The organism is Pseudomonas citronellolis (assembly GCF_001586155.1).
Lineage (GTDB): Bacteria > Pseudomonadota > Gammaproteobacteria > Pseudomonadales > Pseudomonadaceae > Pseudomonas > Pseudomonas citronellolis.
Map to the genome: position 1 here is coordinate 2,005,891 of NZ_CP014158.1, position 16,131 is coordinate 2,022,021.

Consider the following 16,131-nt stretch of genomic DNA (forward strand, 5'->3'; position numbering starts at 1 on the left):
GCCTGAGTAGGCGGAAGAGGCGCAGGACATGGCCCGGCGCAGGCGTTTCAGTTGTATTCGAGAATGTAATTGAGCACGGCGTTGGCCTTGCCTCCCCCGACCGGCTCCTTTCCCTTGCGTACGTATTGCGCCCTGATCGGCAGGCGGAAGAGCTCGCCCTTGGGTTCGCTGCGGATCCACTTCATGCCCAACGCGTCAGCCTTGGTGAAAGGCAGCTTCACGCCAGGGTTGTCGGTGGTCAGCGCAATCTCCACGCCCTTGGCGCCGCCCGGCGTCAGGTTCAGGCGGCCAGGGCCATCCGAGCTGCCTTCGAAATAGACCTTGACCGGTAGCTTCGAGCCGGCAGGCAAGCCACTGCACAATACGTCGAGGTTGAAGTTCTGGGCCGCCTCCTGCTGGCCCAGCTCGCTGGCCATAACCCGCCCCATGGGGAGATCGAGCATCTTGACGCCCGTGCAGCCGGAAAAGTAGCCATTGTTGATCAGGTTGATCTGGCCGACGAGCCCAACTTCCGCGGCAGTCCAGCCGTTCACCACGAACTTCACCCAGTGGTTCAGCTGGAGGTTGCCTCCCGCCACCTCACGAGCGGTACGGACCAACACGAGCCTGGCCGTCCTCGAGAGAGAGACTGTTGAAGTCGGTGAGTTCTCGTATTCACCGCTCCCAGACAGCCCCCGCTCCCAAGCGATATGAATACCCACTCCGGGCAAGTTGGTCTTATGCACATTATCGTAGAGTCCTACGTTGGTCCCTTTCCCGTCGTCCGAATATTGCCAGCGGACACGAGGAACGCTCATGGCACATTTGACTTTCTCTATATCGCCGATGAGGGGCGTGATAGATACATCGATAACCGCCATCGACTTGCCGATAGCTGCCTCATACAGACGCGTTGAGGCGGGCAGCCTAGCGTTCTCGATACGAGTCTGCTGGTCATTCATGTTGGGGTACCAGTAACAGAGGTCGGCGGCGTGGGCTGTATCGATGCCTGCCGCGCCCAGGATGATCAAGGGAAGGAGAGCGAGTTTCTTCACGGATTTGCTCCGTCGCTGGATGGAACGCCGCAGACGAGTTGCACCTGGTCGTAGGTCAGGGATGCGTCCCTGCTCGGCAGTTCGTAGGGCGCCGAGCAACTGCCATCGGCCCAACTGACGGTCAGCCGGCCCTGGTCCTCGAGGCCGAACACCAGGGCGCGGGACTGGTTGTCGACCACCGCCAGCAGCTTGCCGCTGGCGTCGGACACCTGGGCGCCGAAGGGTAATTTGCTACCGTCGGCCAGGCTCAGGTCGAGTTGTACGCGGCGGCCGGAGGCGGCGGCGAAACGTGCCTTGACCACCGCGCCACGGCGTGGCACCACGCGTTGCGAGGTCTCGTCGACGTCCACGTCGACGCCCAGAGTCTGGGTGTCGAGGTCCAGGTAGTTGTAGCGGTAGGGCTGCACGTAGCCTTCCACGGTGTAGCCGGCGTCATCCGTGCGCGCGGTCGAGCCGCCGATGCCCACGCCTTTCACCCCGGGCACTTCCACCAGCGCGAAGGTTTCGCCCACGGGCTGGCTGAAGGTCACGCCACCGCTATGGGCCACCATGGAGCCGGAGGCGGTGAGGTCCAGGTGGCGCGAGTCGCCGGACTTCGAATAGTTGCCGGCGAGCTTGGCCGAGGGCGCGTCCCAGGCCAGGCCGACGCTGCCCGAGTGCTCGCTGCCGTACCGCCCGGTCTGGGCCGAGTAGGACAGGGTGTTGGCGTCGTCGAGGTAGCCGGAAACGCCGGCCTGCAGGCTGTCGTCGCCGCGGCTGCTACTCGTGTAGCTGCTGTAGAGGCGTTGCGAGCGCGTTGAGCCGAAGGGAATGCTCACCGAGAAGGACAACTGATTGTCCGTGTCGGCCCAGCCGCCCGCACTCCGGGTATGCGAGGCGGAAATGCTGTAGCTGACCTCGCCGAGGTTGCCGCTGTAGCCCAGTTGCAGGCGCCGCGTGTTGCCGCTGCGGTCCCAGTAGTTGGTTTCGCCGGCGCTGAGGAAGAGCGAACCGTAGCCGCCCAGCGTCTGGTTGATGTTGAGATCGAGGCGGTTTTTCGGGCGGCCCCTGGCGAAGCTCTGGTGGTCGACCTCGCCCATTTCCTGGATGTGTTCGCTCAGGGTGCGGTAGCCCACTGTCGAATAGCGGTAGCCGACCATGGTGAAGGTGGTGTTGGTGCTGTTGAGCGTCTTGGAGTAGAGGAAACGCGCGCTCTGGCCACTGGTGGCCTTGCCGCGGTCGGGCCGCGAGCGGCTGTTGGTCACGTCCAGCGAGGTCCCGCCCAGGGGGGTGTTGAGCCCCAGGCCGAAGTTGAATGCCGTGTAGCCGTCGGCGCCGAGCATGCCGCCGTAGGTGGTCAGGTTGTCGGTCGCGCCGTAGACCGCCGTGCCCTGCATCAGTTGCGGCGATTCCGAGCCGTCGTTGTCGTACTTGCCCAGCGACAGGCTGTACTGGAAGGTGCCGCGGCGGACCATCACCGGCAGGTAGGAATAGGCTTGGGTGAATTTGCGCTTGCGCCCGTCGGATTCGATGACGGTGATTTCCAGGTCGCCGTTGGAGCCGCCGGGGTAGATGTCGCGGATCTCGAAGGCGCCCGGGGACACGCTGGTGGAATAGATCACGTAGCCGTTCTGGCGCACTTCCACGGTCGCGTGGCTTTCGGCGATGCCACGCACCACCGGCGCATAGCCGGCCTCGTTGTCGGGCAGCATGCCGACGTCCGAGCCGAGCTGGACGCCGCGGAAGCGGCTGCTGTCGAAGATGTCGCCACTGGTGTACAGCTGGCCGATGGCGAAGCGGCCCTTGAGGGCGGTGACGTCGTGCTCCAGGTAGGTGCGATTGCTGGAGAAGTTGCGTGATACGCCGGTGCTCTGGCTGATCGACGACTCGTTGCGCAGGTGCCACTGGCCGAGGTTGAAGCCGTTGCGCAGCCCCAGGTAGCCATAGTCGCTGCGCCTGCCGTCGCCGCTGTTGCGGTTGAAGTTCAACTGGTAGTTGCTGAAGAACGCGGCCACGCCGTCGTCCCACAGCGACGGGTCGACGTAGCCGCGCGAGTGGCGCTTGATATAGGCCTGGGGCACGCTGAGATACAGCGCCAGTTTCGAGACGTCCATTTCGACGGACGCCCCCTCGATGCGCAGCAGGGCGACCGGTTCGGCGTCGCCGCTATCAATGGGAACGATGCCTTCCTTCTTCAGGCGCTCCACGTCCACACCGATCTCGCGCAGCAGGCCGAGGCTCAGGACCGGTTGCGCATCGTCTTTTTCGGCGTTCTCGTCGGTCTTGAAGGCGATGTCCTGGCGGCGCTCCAGGCGCTGGTTCAGGTAGAGGTCGACGCTGTAGGTCCCCGGCAGCATGCCGTTGCTTTTCTCGAAGAAACGCAGATCGACCTGGGCACCCTTGTCCTTGAGGAACATTGGGTTGAATTGCGTGGCGGATACCGAGGTCGCACCCAGCAGGCTGACGGCGGCCAAGTAAGGGAATCCTTTGTTGAAACGCATCCTGGCGTCCTTTCTGCTCGGTTTCTTCCTGATGTTTTTCATCTTTCTCGAAAGGAGTGGGCGCCCTGCCGGAACAGTGTTTTTCTGCGCAGGAAGCCCCATGGGCGTGATATCCCACGAAGTACATGAGGAGTGTGTGGAGAGGATTCAAAAACGCGTCAGAGTTGAATCGCAGCCTTGTGTTTTATCAGGGCGCCATAATCATTTATGGATTCCCAGTGAACTTCCGCGCTATCTCTAAACGTTTTCGGAAGACCTTCGATCTTCATCTTTTCGCTACTCTGCGGACTTATCATCGCGGCTTGGACCGGATATTCCTTCTGCCCGGCAATGACCTTCACCTGGCCGAATGAAACATGGAAGGCCGAATCATTGGCGGCCTGCAGCACCAGCCCGTCGGCAGTTTCCAGGACCTTCCAGCTCAGCTTGTTCGCCGCCTCGTCGGCCGTGCCCGGCAGCCCCTTCGGCCGGTAGAAGATTTTCAGGCGCTGGCGGAAGGCGACCTGCAGGCTGTTCTCGGTCCTGGAGACCTGGGGAATCTCCTGGACGCTGAGCCAGACCACGGATTCGCGATCCTCCGGCAGGCCCTTGCCCTGGTAGAAGATGCGCAGCATCTGCTGCTTCTTGTGGCCCAGGCGCGCCAGCGACGGAGTGATGGCGAAGGGCAGGTCGCTTTCCGACTGGCCCGGCGCGGCTTCGATCCAGGATTGGATCATGATGTCCTCGGTGCCTTCGTTGCGTACCTGGATGGAGGCTTCATGGTCGGTCGCGGGGAATACGACCCGCGTGCCGCCGACCTGGATGGCGGCCAGGCACAGGCCGGAAAGGGAGCAAAGCGCCAGCAACAGGCTGGTGCGAAACAGGAACCTGGGTTTCATCGTTCGACTCGCAGGGTGACGGGAGCGCTGGGCGCTCCCGTTCGGTGGCTTACTCGTAGGTCAGGGTGAAGGGCAGGGTGCCGTTGGCGGTGCCGGGCTGGAGTTGGTTGCCGTTGGCCACGTAGGAGGCACGCATGTTCAGCGTTGCGCTGTACTGGGCGTCCTGGCCTTCTCCGGTCTTGATCAGCGGGGCGACGTAGGTTTCGTTGGCGGACAGGTTGATCAGGTGGCTGTCCGCATCGAACATGCCGATGCCCACGCCGCTGGCGGTGCCGGTGGTCTTCAGCAGGCTGTTGTTCTTCGGGTCGACGCCCGAGCCGGACAGCGGGTCGAAGCCGAACTTGACGGTGCTCAGGCCAGCGGCGGTGTTGCCGCAGTCCAGGTTCAGGTTGATCGCGGTGCCGGCGGCCAGGCCCGCTTCGGCGGAACCGCCCAGGGCGTCCATGCTGACCTTGCCGAGGTTCACGTCGATGATCTGATTGCCTTTGCTACCGCTGACGGAAGCGCCGGCGCCTCCCGAAGCGACGCAGGAAGCAGCAGTGATTTCACCGGTGAAATTGATGACGCCGTCGGCGGCCAGCACATGGTTCGCCATCAGGCAGGTGGCGGAAGTCAGCAGCAGGAGTTTGAAAGGTTTCATTGGACCGATATCCCTTAGATAAGAGCTTGAATGCTTCAAGTACGGCTCATCTTGAGCCGCGGCAAAGAATATCGGGGGCCATGCTCCTCAAATACCAGACACTCGCCAGGGATCAACCGAGAACTTTCTTGTTCTGATGGGGGCACCTGCGAAATATATGGGGTAATGGGTGCGTGGATATTTTGCTGGGCAAGACTTGAAAACTATTCGGAGGAAGTGGCTGGAGTTCAAAATAAGGGCCGTATATTTAATACGGCAACATAATCATGAATATGCCGAAAAAATAACGCCGTTATTCTCACTGTCCCCATCGACAGCGTTCAGAAGAATGGCGCGACGTCGAGGGAGCCTGATACCGACACTTTCCCCATCACCCTGCCTTCCTCCTTCCACCCACAGGATCCTTTTCCGGACAGGAGGTAGTTCTGAAATATCTTGTTACTTTTATTTTCGATCCTTCAGAAGAACCGACTATGGTCAATGGCTATTGGCCATCCATCGACGGGTTTCCCGATAAACAAGAATAAATGTCGATATTTATCGGTATTAAGGCCCCCGAATGGCCTCTCCTGTGAAGTCGTAGCGCACCTCCGTCAAAAAATCGCGCTGCCAGGTTTCAGCTGTATTCGTCAATTTATTGTCTTCCGCTTCGCCGAGATGAGTGGTTCGTCGTAGGACGTCAGCGTTTTTTCACGAACGGCAGTTGACTAAATTCTGACGGAAAGCTTTTCTTCTCGCCTCAATGTCAATAAACCGGCATGCGGCGGCTGCGTCAGTTATCGACAGAGTGTCGGCTTTCGCGCGGCTTCCATGCAGTTAGGGATGATTGCTTCGTGCTGTCCAAGACCTCCTTGTCCTTTCTCGCTTCGCAGCTTCTCCAGCGACGGCTCCCCATGGGCGGTTGCCTGGCCGTGCTGCTGCTCGGCAGCGCCTGGGCCCAGGCCGCCGAGGATTACGACCAACTGGTGCGCGAGGCCCGCGCCGGCAATTACCAGCCGGCCTTGCAGCGCCTGCGGCAGAACCCCGACGACCCCGCGCGCCTCGACGATCACCTGATCATCGCCGGCTGGGCGGGGCTGGACGAGGAGGTGCTGCAGACCTACCAGCGCCATCCCCAGGCGCGGTTGTCCAACGGCGCCTGGGCCTCGGTGGCGCGGGCCTATCGCAACCTCAAGCGCTGGCCCCAGGCATTGGAGGCCTACCGTCGCGGCCTGGCCGCCTACCCCGGCGACCAGGTTCTGCTGCAAGGCCAGGCGATGACCCTGGTGGATGCCGGGCGTGGCGCCGAGGCGCTGCAGAAGGCCGCGGCCCTGGTCGCCGCCGCGCCGCGCGATGCCGAGCGGCGCCTGGCCCTGGCCTATGTCCACCAGCAGATGGGCGAGCCCTATGCGGCGCTGTTCCAGGTGGACCAGGCCCGCCAACTGGCCCCGCAGCAAAGCCGCGTGCTCAGCGAATACGTCGATGCCTTGCAGGCTGCCGGCCTGCCGCGCCAGGCGCTGGCCTTCGGCGAGCGCCACCCCGGCGTGCTGTCGGCGGCGCAGCAGCGCAGCCTGCAGGCCGACCGCGTCGCCGAGCTGGTGCGCCTGGCGGAAGTGTCGCCCCTGCGCGACAGCGAGCGCTTCGTGGTCGCCGACCGGGCCATCGCCCTGGCCGACCAGTCCCTCGCGCAATGGGCCGGCGACCCGGCCGCGGCACAGGAAGTGCGCCGGGTGCGCATCGACCGCCTGGGCGGCCTCTATGCCCGGGCGCGCATGGCCGAGGTGGTCGAGGAATACGAGCGGCTGCATGCCGAGGGCGTGCAACTGCCGCCCTACGCCCTGCGCTGGGTCGCCGGCGCCAGCCTGTACCAGCGCCAGCCGGAGCGGGCCGCGGAACTCTACCGCCAGGTGATCGCCAGCGAGAACGACAAGGACAGCGACTGGATGGACGACCACCAGGGGCTGTTCTACGCCCTGGTGGAAAGCGAGCAACTCGACGACCTGTCTGTCCTGTCCGACGACCTGGTGGCGCAGCAGCCGATGCGGCTGCATCCGCCGGGCATGGGCGTGGCCCTGCCCAACGACGACTGGCTGGAGGCCCGCCTGCTGCAGGCCAACGGCCGGCTGTACCGCAACGACCTGCCGGCGGCGCAGCAGGACTACGAAAGCCTGGTGGAAAGCGCGCCGGACAACTCGCGGCTGCGTACCGGCCTGGCCAGCACCTACCTGTCCCGCGGCTGGCCGCGGCGCGCCGAAGACCAGCTGAAGATCGCCGAAAGCACCGACCCGCGCGGCGTGGCCCTGGAAACCGAGCAGGGCATGGTGGCGCGCGAGCTGCAGGAATGGCGGCAGCTGGACCTGCTGGCCGACGACGTCATCCAGCGCTTCCCCGAACAGTTGCAGGCCCAGCGCCTGGACTACCTGCGCCAGGTCCACCACATGGCCGAGCTGCGCATCAGCGCCTACGGCGGCCATGCCAATGGCGGCGAGGTCAACGGCAGCCGCGACCTGGGCTTCGACAGCGTGCTCTACAGCCCGCCCATCGTCGACCACTGGCGGCTGTTCGGCGGCGCCGGCTACGCCACCGGCGATTTCGAGGAAGGCACCGGGCATTACCGCTGGCAGCGCGTCGGCAGCGAATGGACCGGGCGCAACACCACGCTGGAGGCGGAGGTGTCGCACAACGATTACGGCGACGGCGACAAGCTGGGCCTGCGGCTGTCCGGCGTCCACGACATCGACGACCAATGGCAGTACGGCTGGAGCGCCGCGCGCCTGTCCCGCGAGACGCCGCTGCGGGCGCTCAACAGCGGCATCCGCTCCGACCGCCTGGACGGCTACCTGCGCTGGCGCCAGAACGAGCAGCGCGAATGGCGCCTGGCCTATTCACCCTCGCACTTCAGCGACGGCAACATGCGCCACGAACTCGCCCTGACCGGCAGCCAGCGTGTCTACAGCTCGCCCTACCTGGTGGCGGACCTCGGCCTGGAGGTTTCCGGCAGCCGCAACAGTAAGTCGGAGGACGTCCCCTATTTCAACCCGAAGTCGGACTTGCTGCTGCTGCCCAGCCTGAACCTGGAGCACACCCTCTACCGCCGCTACCAGACGCGCTGGACCCAGCAGGGCCAGCTCGGCGCCGGCAGCTACAGCCAGCAGCACCACGGCACCGGCGCCGTCGGCCTGCTCGGCTACGGCCAGCGCCTGAGCCTGGACGACCGCTTCGACGCAGGCTTCAACCTGTCCGCCGTCAGCCGCCCCTACGACGGCGACCGCGAGCTGGACTACCGCCTGGTCTTCGACCTCAGCTACCGCTTCTAGGACCCGAACATGAGAGCCACCTACCGTTTCCTGCTGTTGGGGCTGGCGCTGCTGATCGGGGCTTGCGCCAGCGAGGCGCCCCCCTTCGTCGAGCCGGCGCAGCGCACCCTTGCCGCCAACGAGAAGCCCTGGCCGTCGGGGCGCATCCTGACCCTGGCCTACCACGAGATCGCCGACCGCGACGCCAATCAGGCCTTCATGACCGTGCGCACCGCCAACCTGGTGGACCAGCTGGCCTGGCTGCACGAGCAGGGCTTCCAGGCGATTTCCGTGGACCAACTGCTGGCCGCCCGCGCCGGCCGCGGCAGCCTGCCGGAGAAACCCCTGCTGCTGAGCTTCGACGATGGCTACAGCAGCTTCTACCAGCGCGTGCTGCCGATCCTGAAGGCCTACGACTGGCCGGCGATCATGGCGCCGGTAGGCGTCTGGCTGGATACCCCGGACCAGCAGCGCGTGGACTTCGGCGGCCTGGCGGTGGAGCGCCGGCGCTTCCTCACCCGCCAGCAGCTCGCGGAAATCGCCCGGTCCGGCCTGGTGGAAATAGGCGCGCACACCGAGGCCCTGCACTTCGGCGGCCCCGGCAACCCGCAGGGCAGCCAGCTGCCGGCAGCGGCCAACCGCCTGTACCTGGCCAATGCCGGGCGCTACGAAACCGAGGCCGAATACCGCAACCGCGTGGGCATCGACGTCAAGCGCATCAGCCGTACCCTGCAGGGCATCACCGGCAAGGCACCGCGGGTGTGGGTGTGGCCCTACGGCGCGGCCAGCGGCACCGCCTTGCAGGTGGTCGGCGACGACGGCTACGCCCTGGCCCTGACCCTCGAAGACGGCCTGGGCAGCATCGACCACCTGGACAACCTGCCGCGCTTCCTGCTCAACGGCGACCCCAACCTGCATCACTTCACCTCGGCCATCAGCCGCGTCCAGGCGCAGGACAACCTGCGCGTCGCCCACGTCGACCTGGACTACGTCTACGATCCCGACCCGCAGCAGATGGAGGCCAACCTCGGGCAACTGGTGCAGCGCATCGCCGACCTGCGCATCAACACCGTGTTCCTCCAGGCCTATGCCGACCCGCTGGGCGACGGCACGGTGAAGGCGCTGTACTTCCCCAACCGGCACCTGCCGATGCGCGCCGACCTGTTCAACCGCGCCGCCTGGCAGCTGCGCACCCGCGCCGGCGTGGAAGTGTTCGCCTGGATGCCGGTGCTGGCCTTCGACCTGTCGCCGCAGCTGCCGCGGGTGCAGCGCTGGGACCCGCACAGCGGGCGCCTGGAGATCGACCCGCAGCAGTACCGGCGGCTGTCGCCGTTCGACCCCGAAGTACGCCGGCAGATCACCGAGATCTACGAGGACCTGGCGGGGCACGCCGCCTTCGCCGGCCTGCTGTTCCACGACGACGCGCTGTTCTCCGACTTCGAGGATGCCGGGCCCCAGGCGCTGGCGGCCTATCGCGCGGCCGGCCTGCCGGGCGACATCGCCAGCCTGCGCGGCGATGCGCAGACGCTGCAGCGCTGGACGCGCTTCAAGAGCCGCTACCTCATCGACTTCACCCGCCAGCTCGCCGAGCGCGTGCGCGCCATCCGCGGCCCGCAGGTGCAGACGGCGCGCAACATCTATGCGCTGCCGATCCTTGAACCGCAGAGCGAAGCCTGGTTCGCGCAGAACCTGGACGACTTCCTGGCCGCCTACGACTGGACCGCGCCCATGGCCATGCCGCTGATGGAGGGCGTGCCCCTGGAGCAGTCCGAGGCCTGGCTGCAGCGCCTGGTGCGCGAAGTGGCCAAGCGCCCCGGCGCGTTGCAGCGCAGCGTCTTCGAACTGCAGGCGCGCGACTGGCGCGAGGGGCGCGAGGCGCCCATCGACGCCGCGCAGTTGCGGCGCTGGATGCACCGCCTGCAGTGGGAGGGCGTGCGCAGCTTCGGTTACTACCCGGACGATTTCGTCAACGACCAGCCCGAACTCAAGGCGCTGCGTCCGGCCATCTCCAACGCCTGGTACCCCGAGCCATGATCGATCGCATCGTTGCCTTGCTGGTCCTGCTGCTGTTGCTCGGCGGCCCGATCGGCGTAGCCATCGTCCTCACCGGCGAGATCCTGCTGAACTTCGTGTTTTTCTATCCACTGTTCATGTCGGCCCTGTGGATGGCCGGCGGCATCTACTTCTGGGCGCACTGGGAACGCCACTGGGCCTGGCCGGAGGACGTCCCGCAACTGGAGGGCGAGCCGCTGGTGTCGATCCTGATCCCCTGCTTCAACGAGGGCGACAACGCCGCCGACACCATAGGCGCGGCCCTCGCGCAGCACTATCCGAACATCGAAGTCATCGCCATCAACGACGGTTCCTCCGACAACACCGCGCAGGTGCTCGATGCCCTGGCCGAAGGCGAGCCGCGGCTGCGCGTGCTGCACCTGGCGCAGAACCAGGGCAAGGCCGTGGCCCTGCGCATGGGCGCGCTGGCCGCGCGCAGCGAGTACCTGGTGTGCATCGACGGCGACGCGCTGCTCGACGCCAACGCCGCGGCCTACCTGGTGGCCCCGCTGATCGACAACCCGCGGGTCGGCGCGGTGACCGGCAACCCGCGCATCCGAACGCGCTCGACGCTGATCGGCCGCGTCCAGGTCGGCGAGTTCTCCTCGATCATCGGCCTGATCAAGCGCACCCAGCGCGTCTACGGGCGGGTCTTCACCGTCTCCGGCGTGGTCGCCGCGTTCCGCCGCACGGCCCTGGCGCGGGTCGACTACTGGAGCACGGACATGATCACCGAGGACATCGACATCAGCTGGAAGCTGCAGCTGGATCACTGGTCGATCTTCTACGAGCCGCGCGCGCTGTGCTGGATCCTCATGCCCGAGACCTTGCGCGGTCTGTGGAAGCAGCGCCTGCGCTGGGCGCAGGGCGGGGCCGAGGTGCTGCTGAAGAACGTCCGCAGCATCTGGACCTGGCGCTACCGCTACATGTGGCCGCTGCTGATCGAGTTCAGCCTGTCGGCGGCCTGGGCCTTCACCTTCCTGCTGTCGATCCTGCTCTGGGCGCTCGGCCTGGTGGTCGAGATGCCGCCCAGCCTGCGCGTCGCCAACATAGTGCCGCCGGCCTTCACCGGACTGCTGCTGGCCTGCGTGTGCCTGCTGCAGTTCGCCCTGAGCCTGCTGATCGAAAGGCGCTACGAGCGCCACCTGGCGAGTTCGCTGTTCTGGGTGATCTGGTACCCCTTCGCCTTCTGGCTGGTCACCTTGCTGACCACCCTGGTGAGTTTCCCCAAGGTCATGCTCAAGACGCGCCAGGCCCGGGCGCGCTGGACCAGCCCCGACCGTGGCATCAAGAGGAGTTCGTGATGAACCTGATCAAGACACCGCAGCACTGGCTGCCCCGGAGCCTGGACGTTCTGCTGACCCTGTGCGCCTGGGCGATCTTCGTCTGGCTGATGGAGCGCGGCATCGCCAGCCTGCTCGCCAGCGGCTGGCGAGGGCCGCGCCTGGACTGGGGCGGGCAGTTCCTGCAGACGCTCGATACGCTGATGGTCTATGTGCTGTGCAGCGCCTTGATCGCCGCGCTGCTGGTGTCCTGGGCCCGCTACAACCAGATTCGCGCGGCGCGCTACGAACGCCGCTCACGCATGCCCGACCTGTCCCGGCAGGCGCTGTCGCGCAGCTTCAACATCAGTGGCGATACCCTGGCCCGCCTGCACGGGGCCCAGGTGGTGACCCTGCACAACGACGAACATGGCAACCTGGTGTGGGTGGAGAACCCGGCGGAGATGGAAGTCGAGACGCCCTGAGCGGCCTCAGCTGCCGCTGTTGCCGTGGTGCGGCTCGGTCAGGGCGCGGCGGTAGCGCGCGTAGAGGTCGCTGTCCATGTTGCTGGCGCTGAGGATCTTCAGGGCGAAGGCCTTGACCTCGGCGTCGCTGTACGCCCGCTGGGGCTCGGTGGCGGCCGGTTGCGCGGCGCAGCCCACCAGCACGGGGACGGCCAGCACCAGGCTGGAAAGGGATCGGAACATGGCGGGTTCACCCGGGGCATGGATAGTGGGGATGGACAAAGGCTAGCGATGGCTCGCCGGCCTGGGAAATCATCTCGGTCGATAGTCGCTATCGTCCGAGCCGGCTTCCGACACCCGGGAGCGCCAATAGGTTCCGGCGGCCCAGCAAGCCGGGCCGAATCCGGCTATCCTTCGCGGCCTTCGCCACTTCCCGGGACCGCGCCATGAAAGAACAGCTCGTCGAACTCCTCACCCTGATCAGCTCCGGCTGCATGGGTGCGGAGGAAATCCGCCAGATCGCCGAGGATGCCGCCGCGGCCTACGCCGACCCCGAGGCCTTCCTCGCCGCCAACCCGGACATCAACTACGACGACAGCTTCCCCATCCCGCTGGGCGAGTGGGTGGTGGTCGGCAGCCTGCCGGACATCGTGCTGTTCCAGGGCGACGACTACAAGGAACTGTTCGAAGGCATCCGCGCCTCGTTCGACGCCAGCGTGAACTTCGTGCTGCAGGCCAAGCAACTGCACAAGGCCGAGCCGCTTGCCGCGCTGAAGCGCATCCAGGTGCAACTGAGCGCGCTCTATCCGGAAAAGGGCGGCTACGTGCTGCTGGACTTCAGCGAACCGCTGGACGACGAACTGCAGGCGGTGCTGGTGTACCGCTGCGACCTGGAAAGGGTCATGGCCCTGTGCCTGGAAATCGGCATTCCGGCGGCGCCGGCCTACGAACGCCTGGTCGAGGCCAGCCGGGAAGAGTGATGCCCCCTCGGCCGCCGTCCTTCCGGCGGCCCCTGCCAGGGAAAAACGCCCTGGCTATTCTCAAGGCACGGCGGATGACCGCGCACCTGCTCCCGGTGGGCTGCTTATAAATGTGGGAGTTCCGGCGTGTTCAGGGCTTTGGTTTCCCGTCCGGTCGTAGGAATGCTCTGAGGTCAACCAGGCGATGTCCTGCAATTACCCGCGTCGGCAGCTTGCCGTTGGCGATCCATTCCTCCAGAACCTCCGGCTGATCGGACATCCCGAGCAATTCGGCGAAACGCTCGAGGCTCAGGTAATAGGTTTCGTCCTCGGGAGCGGGGGAGAAGGGTTCTTCCACTTTCATGTGGTGTCCTGCACCATGGCCTGCGCTATTAGGGGAGAGAGACTAAATGACTCTCTCGAGACAATACACTAAATATTAGTGTTTTTGTATGGTGCTTCGAATGTCCGGAAATGGATTACAGATCGTGAAGAAACGTTTCCTTTTTACCGCTGGGGAAAGACTACGTGGCCTGCGTGAGCTGACCGGGCTCAAACGCCCGGAATTCGCCAAGATCGTCGGCATGAAGGCCAAGACGGTGGAGAACATCGAGTTCGGTCGCCAGCGCATGCGCGACGAGGATTTCGAGAAGGTCTGCAGCGTCTATCCGGATTTCGCCCGCTGGATCACCTACGAAGGGCCCATCGACTCGGCATCGGTGGCCTGGGAGATCGCCGATTCGGCGCAGTCCGCCGCCGTCTACCTGGTGGAGCAGAACCCCGCATTGCTGGAGAGCAGCAGCTTCAGCCTGGAGGAGTGGCGCAACCGCCACCACGACGTGCTCGAGCGCCTGCGCCATGAGCCGGGGCGCGAGCTCGTCGCAGAGACCGACGACGATGACGACGAGTCCGAAGAAGAGACGCGGGACTAGGCGACGCAGCCGCGCAGGTAGCCCAGCAGGTCCGGGGCGCCGATGCTGCGCAAGCCGGCGCCGAATTCGTCGGCTTGCGGGTGGTCCTTGGGCAGCAGCAGGGATTCCGGCGTTTCGCTGTTGAACAGGCCGAAGCGCGCATAGGGCAGGCCGGTGTCCAGCAGCAGGCCCATGAACCCGGCATCGCTCCAGGCCTGGGTCGGCATCGCCAGCATGTGGTAGCGCCGCTCCAGGTCGTCCAGGGCGCTGCCCTGCAGGCTGAACTGGCGCACCCTGCCGGGCAGGCGCAGTTCCAGGCCGCGGCGGCGCGCATAGGCCACCGCGCAGGCGAACGCCTCGGTGTGGTTGTCCAGCTCCAGGAACAGCCGCTGGCCATGCCAGTCGGCCCGGCGCAATTGCAGCTCCACGCCGCGCTCGAAGCCGGGCAGGGCCTGCCCGAGCGCCTTGCCGAAATCCCGGTAGCTGATGATCCGCACCTTGCGCCCGGCGTCGCCGGCCGCCACGGCTTCGAAGTCGGGTAGCGCCGAATTCGCCAGGGGGCCGCGGGTGCACAGGCCGTCCACCTCGCGCAGGTCGACATCGTGCAGCTCCAGCAGACGGGAGCCGACCAGTTTCTTCAGTGCGGCATGGGCGCGCGCCTTGTCTTCCTGCACCGGCCCGGACAGGGCGCCGCGCGGCAGGTCGATCAGGCGGTACAGCGGCGCGCCGGACTGCCAGCCGATGCCGCTGGGCGGGCTCGCCGGGGCGCTGAAGCTCAGGGCCAGGGACCGGGTGCGCTGCGAGACCTTGTGCAGGTCGGCGTTGCCGAGCCCCAGGCGCTGGGCGATGGCCGCGAGGCGCTGGGCCATGTTGCGGGGTGGATTCATGATCGAAGGCAAACTCCCGATGCCCGGCCGACAGCCCTAAGCATAGGTAAGCCAGTCGCGGTTGTGCTTCCGGGCAGTGACAAATGTTGCTTCCTTCCTTTCAAGGGCGGGCGCCATGCCGGGGCCCGCCGCGGCCGCGCCTCGCCTAGGGGCAGGCCGGCCGGCTATACTAGCGCCCCATTTTGCCGACCGATGCCCGACCATGTATAGCCTGGCCCGCGAGCTGCTGTTCAAACTGTCCCCGGAAACCTCCCATGAGCTGTCCATCGACCTGATCGGCGCCGGCGGCCGCCTAGGGCTCAACGGCCTGTTCTGCCCGAAGCCGGCCAGCCTGCCGGTGCAGGTCATGGGCATCGACTTCCCCAACCCGGTGGGCCTGGCCGCCGGCCTGGACAAGAACGGCGACGCCATCGACGGCTTCGCCCAGCTGGGCTTCGGCTTCGTCGAGATCGGCACCGTCACCCCGCGCCCGCAGCCGGGCAACCCCAAGCCGCGGCTGTTCCGCCTGCCGCAGGCCACCGCGATCATCAACCGCATGGGCTTCAACAACCTGGGCGTCGACCACCTGGTGGAGCGGGTCAAGGCCGCGAAGTACCGCGGCGTGCTGGGCATTAACATCGGCAAGAATTTCGATACCCCGGTCGAGCGCGCGGTGGACGACTACCTGATCTGTCTGGACAAGGTCTACGCCCACGCCAGCTACGTCACGGTCAACGTCAGTTCGCCGAACACCCCGGGCCTGCGCAGCCTGCAGTTCGGCGACTCGCTCAAGCAACTGCTGGAGGCCCTGCGCCAGCGCCAGGAAGACCTGGCCGAACAGCATGGCCGCCGCGTGCCGCTGGCGATCAAGATCGCCCCGGACATGACCGACGAGGAAACCGCCCTGGTCGCCGCGGCGCTGGTGGAGGCGGGGATGGATGCGGTGATCGCCACCAACACCACCCTGGGCCGCGAAGGCGTCGAGGGGCTGCCGTTCGGTGACGAGGCCGGCGGCCTGTCGGGCGCGCCGGTGCGCGAGAAGAGCACTCACACGGTCAGGGTGCTGGCTGGCGAACTGGGCGGCCGCCTGCCGATCATCGCCGCCGGCGGCATCACCGAGGGCGCCCACGCGGCGGAGAAGATCGCCGCCGGCGCGAGCCTGGTGCAGATCTACTCGGGCTTCATCTACAAGGGGCCGGCGCTGATCCGCGAGGCGGTGGACGCCATCGCCCAGGCGCAGCGCGCAGGCAAATAAAAAGGGCTCCTTTCGGAGCCCTTGGGCTTACGCCCTGCCGCCCGGATGGGGCGTG

At 65.9% G+C, this 16,131-nt stretch carries 14 protein-coding genes; 7 read left to right on the forward strand and 7 right to left on the reverse strand.

The annotated features are described in order from the left end of the window. Positions 1-47: 47 nt before the first annotated feature. From PcP3B5_RS09140 to PcP3B5_RS09155, 4 genes are all read right to left on the reverse strand, one after another. Positions 48-1,034, reverse strand: coding sequence for a fimbrial protein (locus tag PcP3B5_RS09140; protein ID WP_009621267.1), 987 nt, complete (start codon positions 1,032-1,034; stop codon positions 48-50). Beyond that, positions 1,031-3,514 carry a fimbria/pilus outer membrane usher protein gene (locus PcP3B5_RS09145; protein ID WP_082816275.1) on the reverse strand — a complete coding sequence of 828 codons (2,484 nt, stop codon included), beginning with the start codon at positions 3,512-3,514 and terminating at the stop codon, positions 1,031-1,033. Before PcP3B5_RS09145 ends, PcP3B5_RS09140 begins: the two co-directional genes overlap by 4 nt. 158 nt (positions 3,515-3,672) lie before the next feature. Continuing rightward, positions 3,673-4,392 carry a fimbrial biogenesis chaperone gene (locus PcP3B5_RS09150; RefSeq protein WP_009621270.1) on the reverse strand — a complete coding sequence of 240 codons (720 nt, stop codon included), beginning with the start codon at positions 4,390-4,392 and terminating at the stop codon, positions 3,673-3,675. Between the two features lie 49 nt (positions 4,393-4,441). Next, on the reverse strand, positions 4,442-5,032 hold the full coding sequence (locus PcP3B5_RS09155) for a fimbrial protein (protein ID WP_061561076.1): 591 nt from the start codon (positions 5,030-5,032) through the stop codon (positions 4,442-4,444). A gap of 893 nt (positions 5,033-5,925) precedes the next feature. Here PcP3B5_RS09155 and pgaA point away from each other — a divergent pair. The 4 genes from pgaA to pgaD are packed head-to-tail and all read left to right on the forward strand — an operon-like array spanning position 5,926 to position 12,106. Continuing rightward, entirely contained in the window at positions 5,926-8,328 is a 2,403-nt protein-coding gene (pgaA, locus tag PcP3B5_RS09160) for a poly-beta-1,6 N-acetyl-D-glucosamine export porin PgaA (RefSeq protein ID WP_061561077.1), read from the forward strand. Between the two features lie 9 nt (positions 8,329-8,337). Further along, positions 8,338-10,341, forward strand: a complete 2,004-nt coding sequence (gene pgaB / locus PcP3B5_RS09165; protein WP_061561078.1) for a poly-beta-1,6-N-acetyl-D-glucosamine N-deacetylase PgaB — start codon at positions 8,338-8,340, stop codon at positions 10,339-10,341. After that, complete coding sequence (gene pgaC / locus PcP3B5_RS09170; RefSeq protein ID WP_061561079.1) at positions 10,338-11,663, forward strand: poly-beta-1,6-N-acetyl-D-glucosamine synthase; 1,326 nt, start codon at positions 10,338-10,340, stop codon at positions 11,661-11,663. Before pgaB ends, pgaC begins: the two co-directional genes overlap by 4 nt. Beyond that, positions 11,663-12,106, forward strand: a complete 444-nt coding sequence (pgaD, locus tag PcP3B5_RS09175) for a poly-beta-1,6-N-acetyl-D-glucosamine biosynthesis protein PgaD (protein ID WP_009621281.1) — start codon at positions 11,663-11,665, stop codon at positions 12,104-12,106. Before pgaC ends, pgaD begins: the two co-directional genes overlap by 1 nt. 6 nt (positions 12,107-12,112) lie before the next feature. Here pgaD and PcP3B5_RS09180 read toward each other — a convergent pair whose 3' ends face one another. Further along, entirely contained in the window at positions 12,113-12,328 is a 216-nt protein-coding gene (locus PcP3B5_RS09180; protein WP_043319087.1) for a hypothetical protein, read from the reverse strand. Positions 12,329-12,531: 203 nt separating this feature from the next. Between PcP3B5_RS09180 and PcP3B5_RS09185 the strand changes: the two genes are divergently transcribed. Then, positions 12,532-13,065, forward strand: a complete 534-nt coding sequence (locus PcP3B5_RS09185) for a hypothetical protein (RefSeq protein WP_061561080.1) — start codon at positions 12,532-12,534, stop codon at positions 13,063-13,065. 130 nt (positions 13,066-13,195) lie between these two features. On the opposite strand, the gene PcP3B5_RS09190 is transcribed toward PcP3B5_RS09185, so the two are convergent. Next, entirely contained in the window at positions 13,196-13,408 is a 213-nt protein-coding gene (locus PcP3B5_RS09190; protein WP_009621285.1) for a MerR family transcriptional regulator, read from the reverse strand. Positions 13,409-13,532: 124 nt separating this feature from the next. Here PcP3B5_RS09190 and PcP3B5_RS09195 point away from each other — a divergent pair, with 124 nt between their 5' ends. Beyond that, the gene (locus PcP3B5_RS09195) at positions 13,533-13,976 is read left to right on the forward strand and encodes a helix-turn-helix domain-containing protein (RefSeq protein ID WP_420820158.1); all 444 of its coding nucleotides are present in this window, start codon (positions 13,533-13,535) and stop codon (positions 13,974-13,976) included. Here PcP3B5_RS09195 and PcP3B5_RS09200 read toward each other — a convergent pair. Next, positions 13,973-14,842 (reverse strand): DUF6685 family protein, encoded by an 870-nt coding sequence (locus PcP3B5_RS09200; RefSeq protein WP_043267363.1) that lies wholly within the window; start codon positions 14,840-14,842, stop codon positions 13,973-13,975. The genes PcP3B5_RS09195 and PcP3B5_RS09200 overlap by 4 nt on opposite strands. A 202-nt stretch (positions 14,843-15,044) precedes the next feature. On the opposite strand from PcP3B5_RS09200, the gene PcP3B5_RS09205 reads away from it, so the two are divergent. Continuing rightward, positions 15,045-16,076, forward strand: coding sequence for a quinone-dependent dihydroorotate dehydrogenase (locus tag PcP3B5_RS09205; RefSeq protein WP_061561081.1), 1,032 nt, complete (start codon positions 15,045-15,047; stop codon positions 16,074-16,076). Positions 16,077-16,131 lie beyond the last annotated feature (55 nt).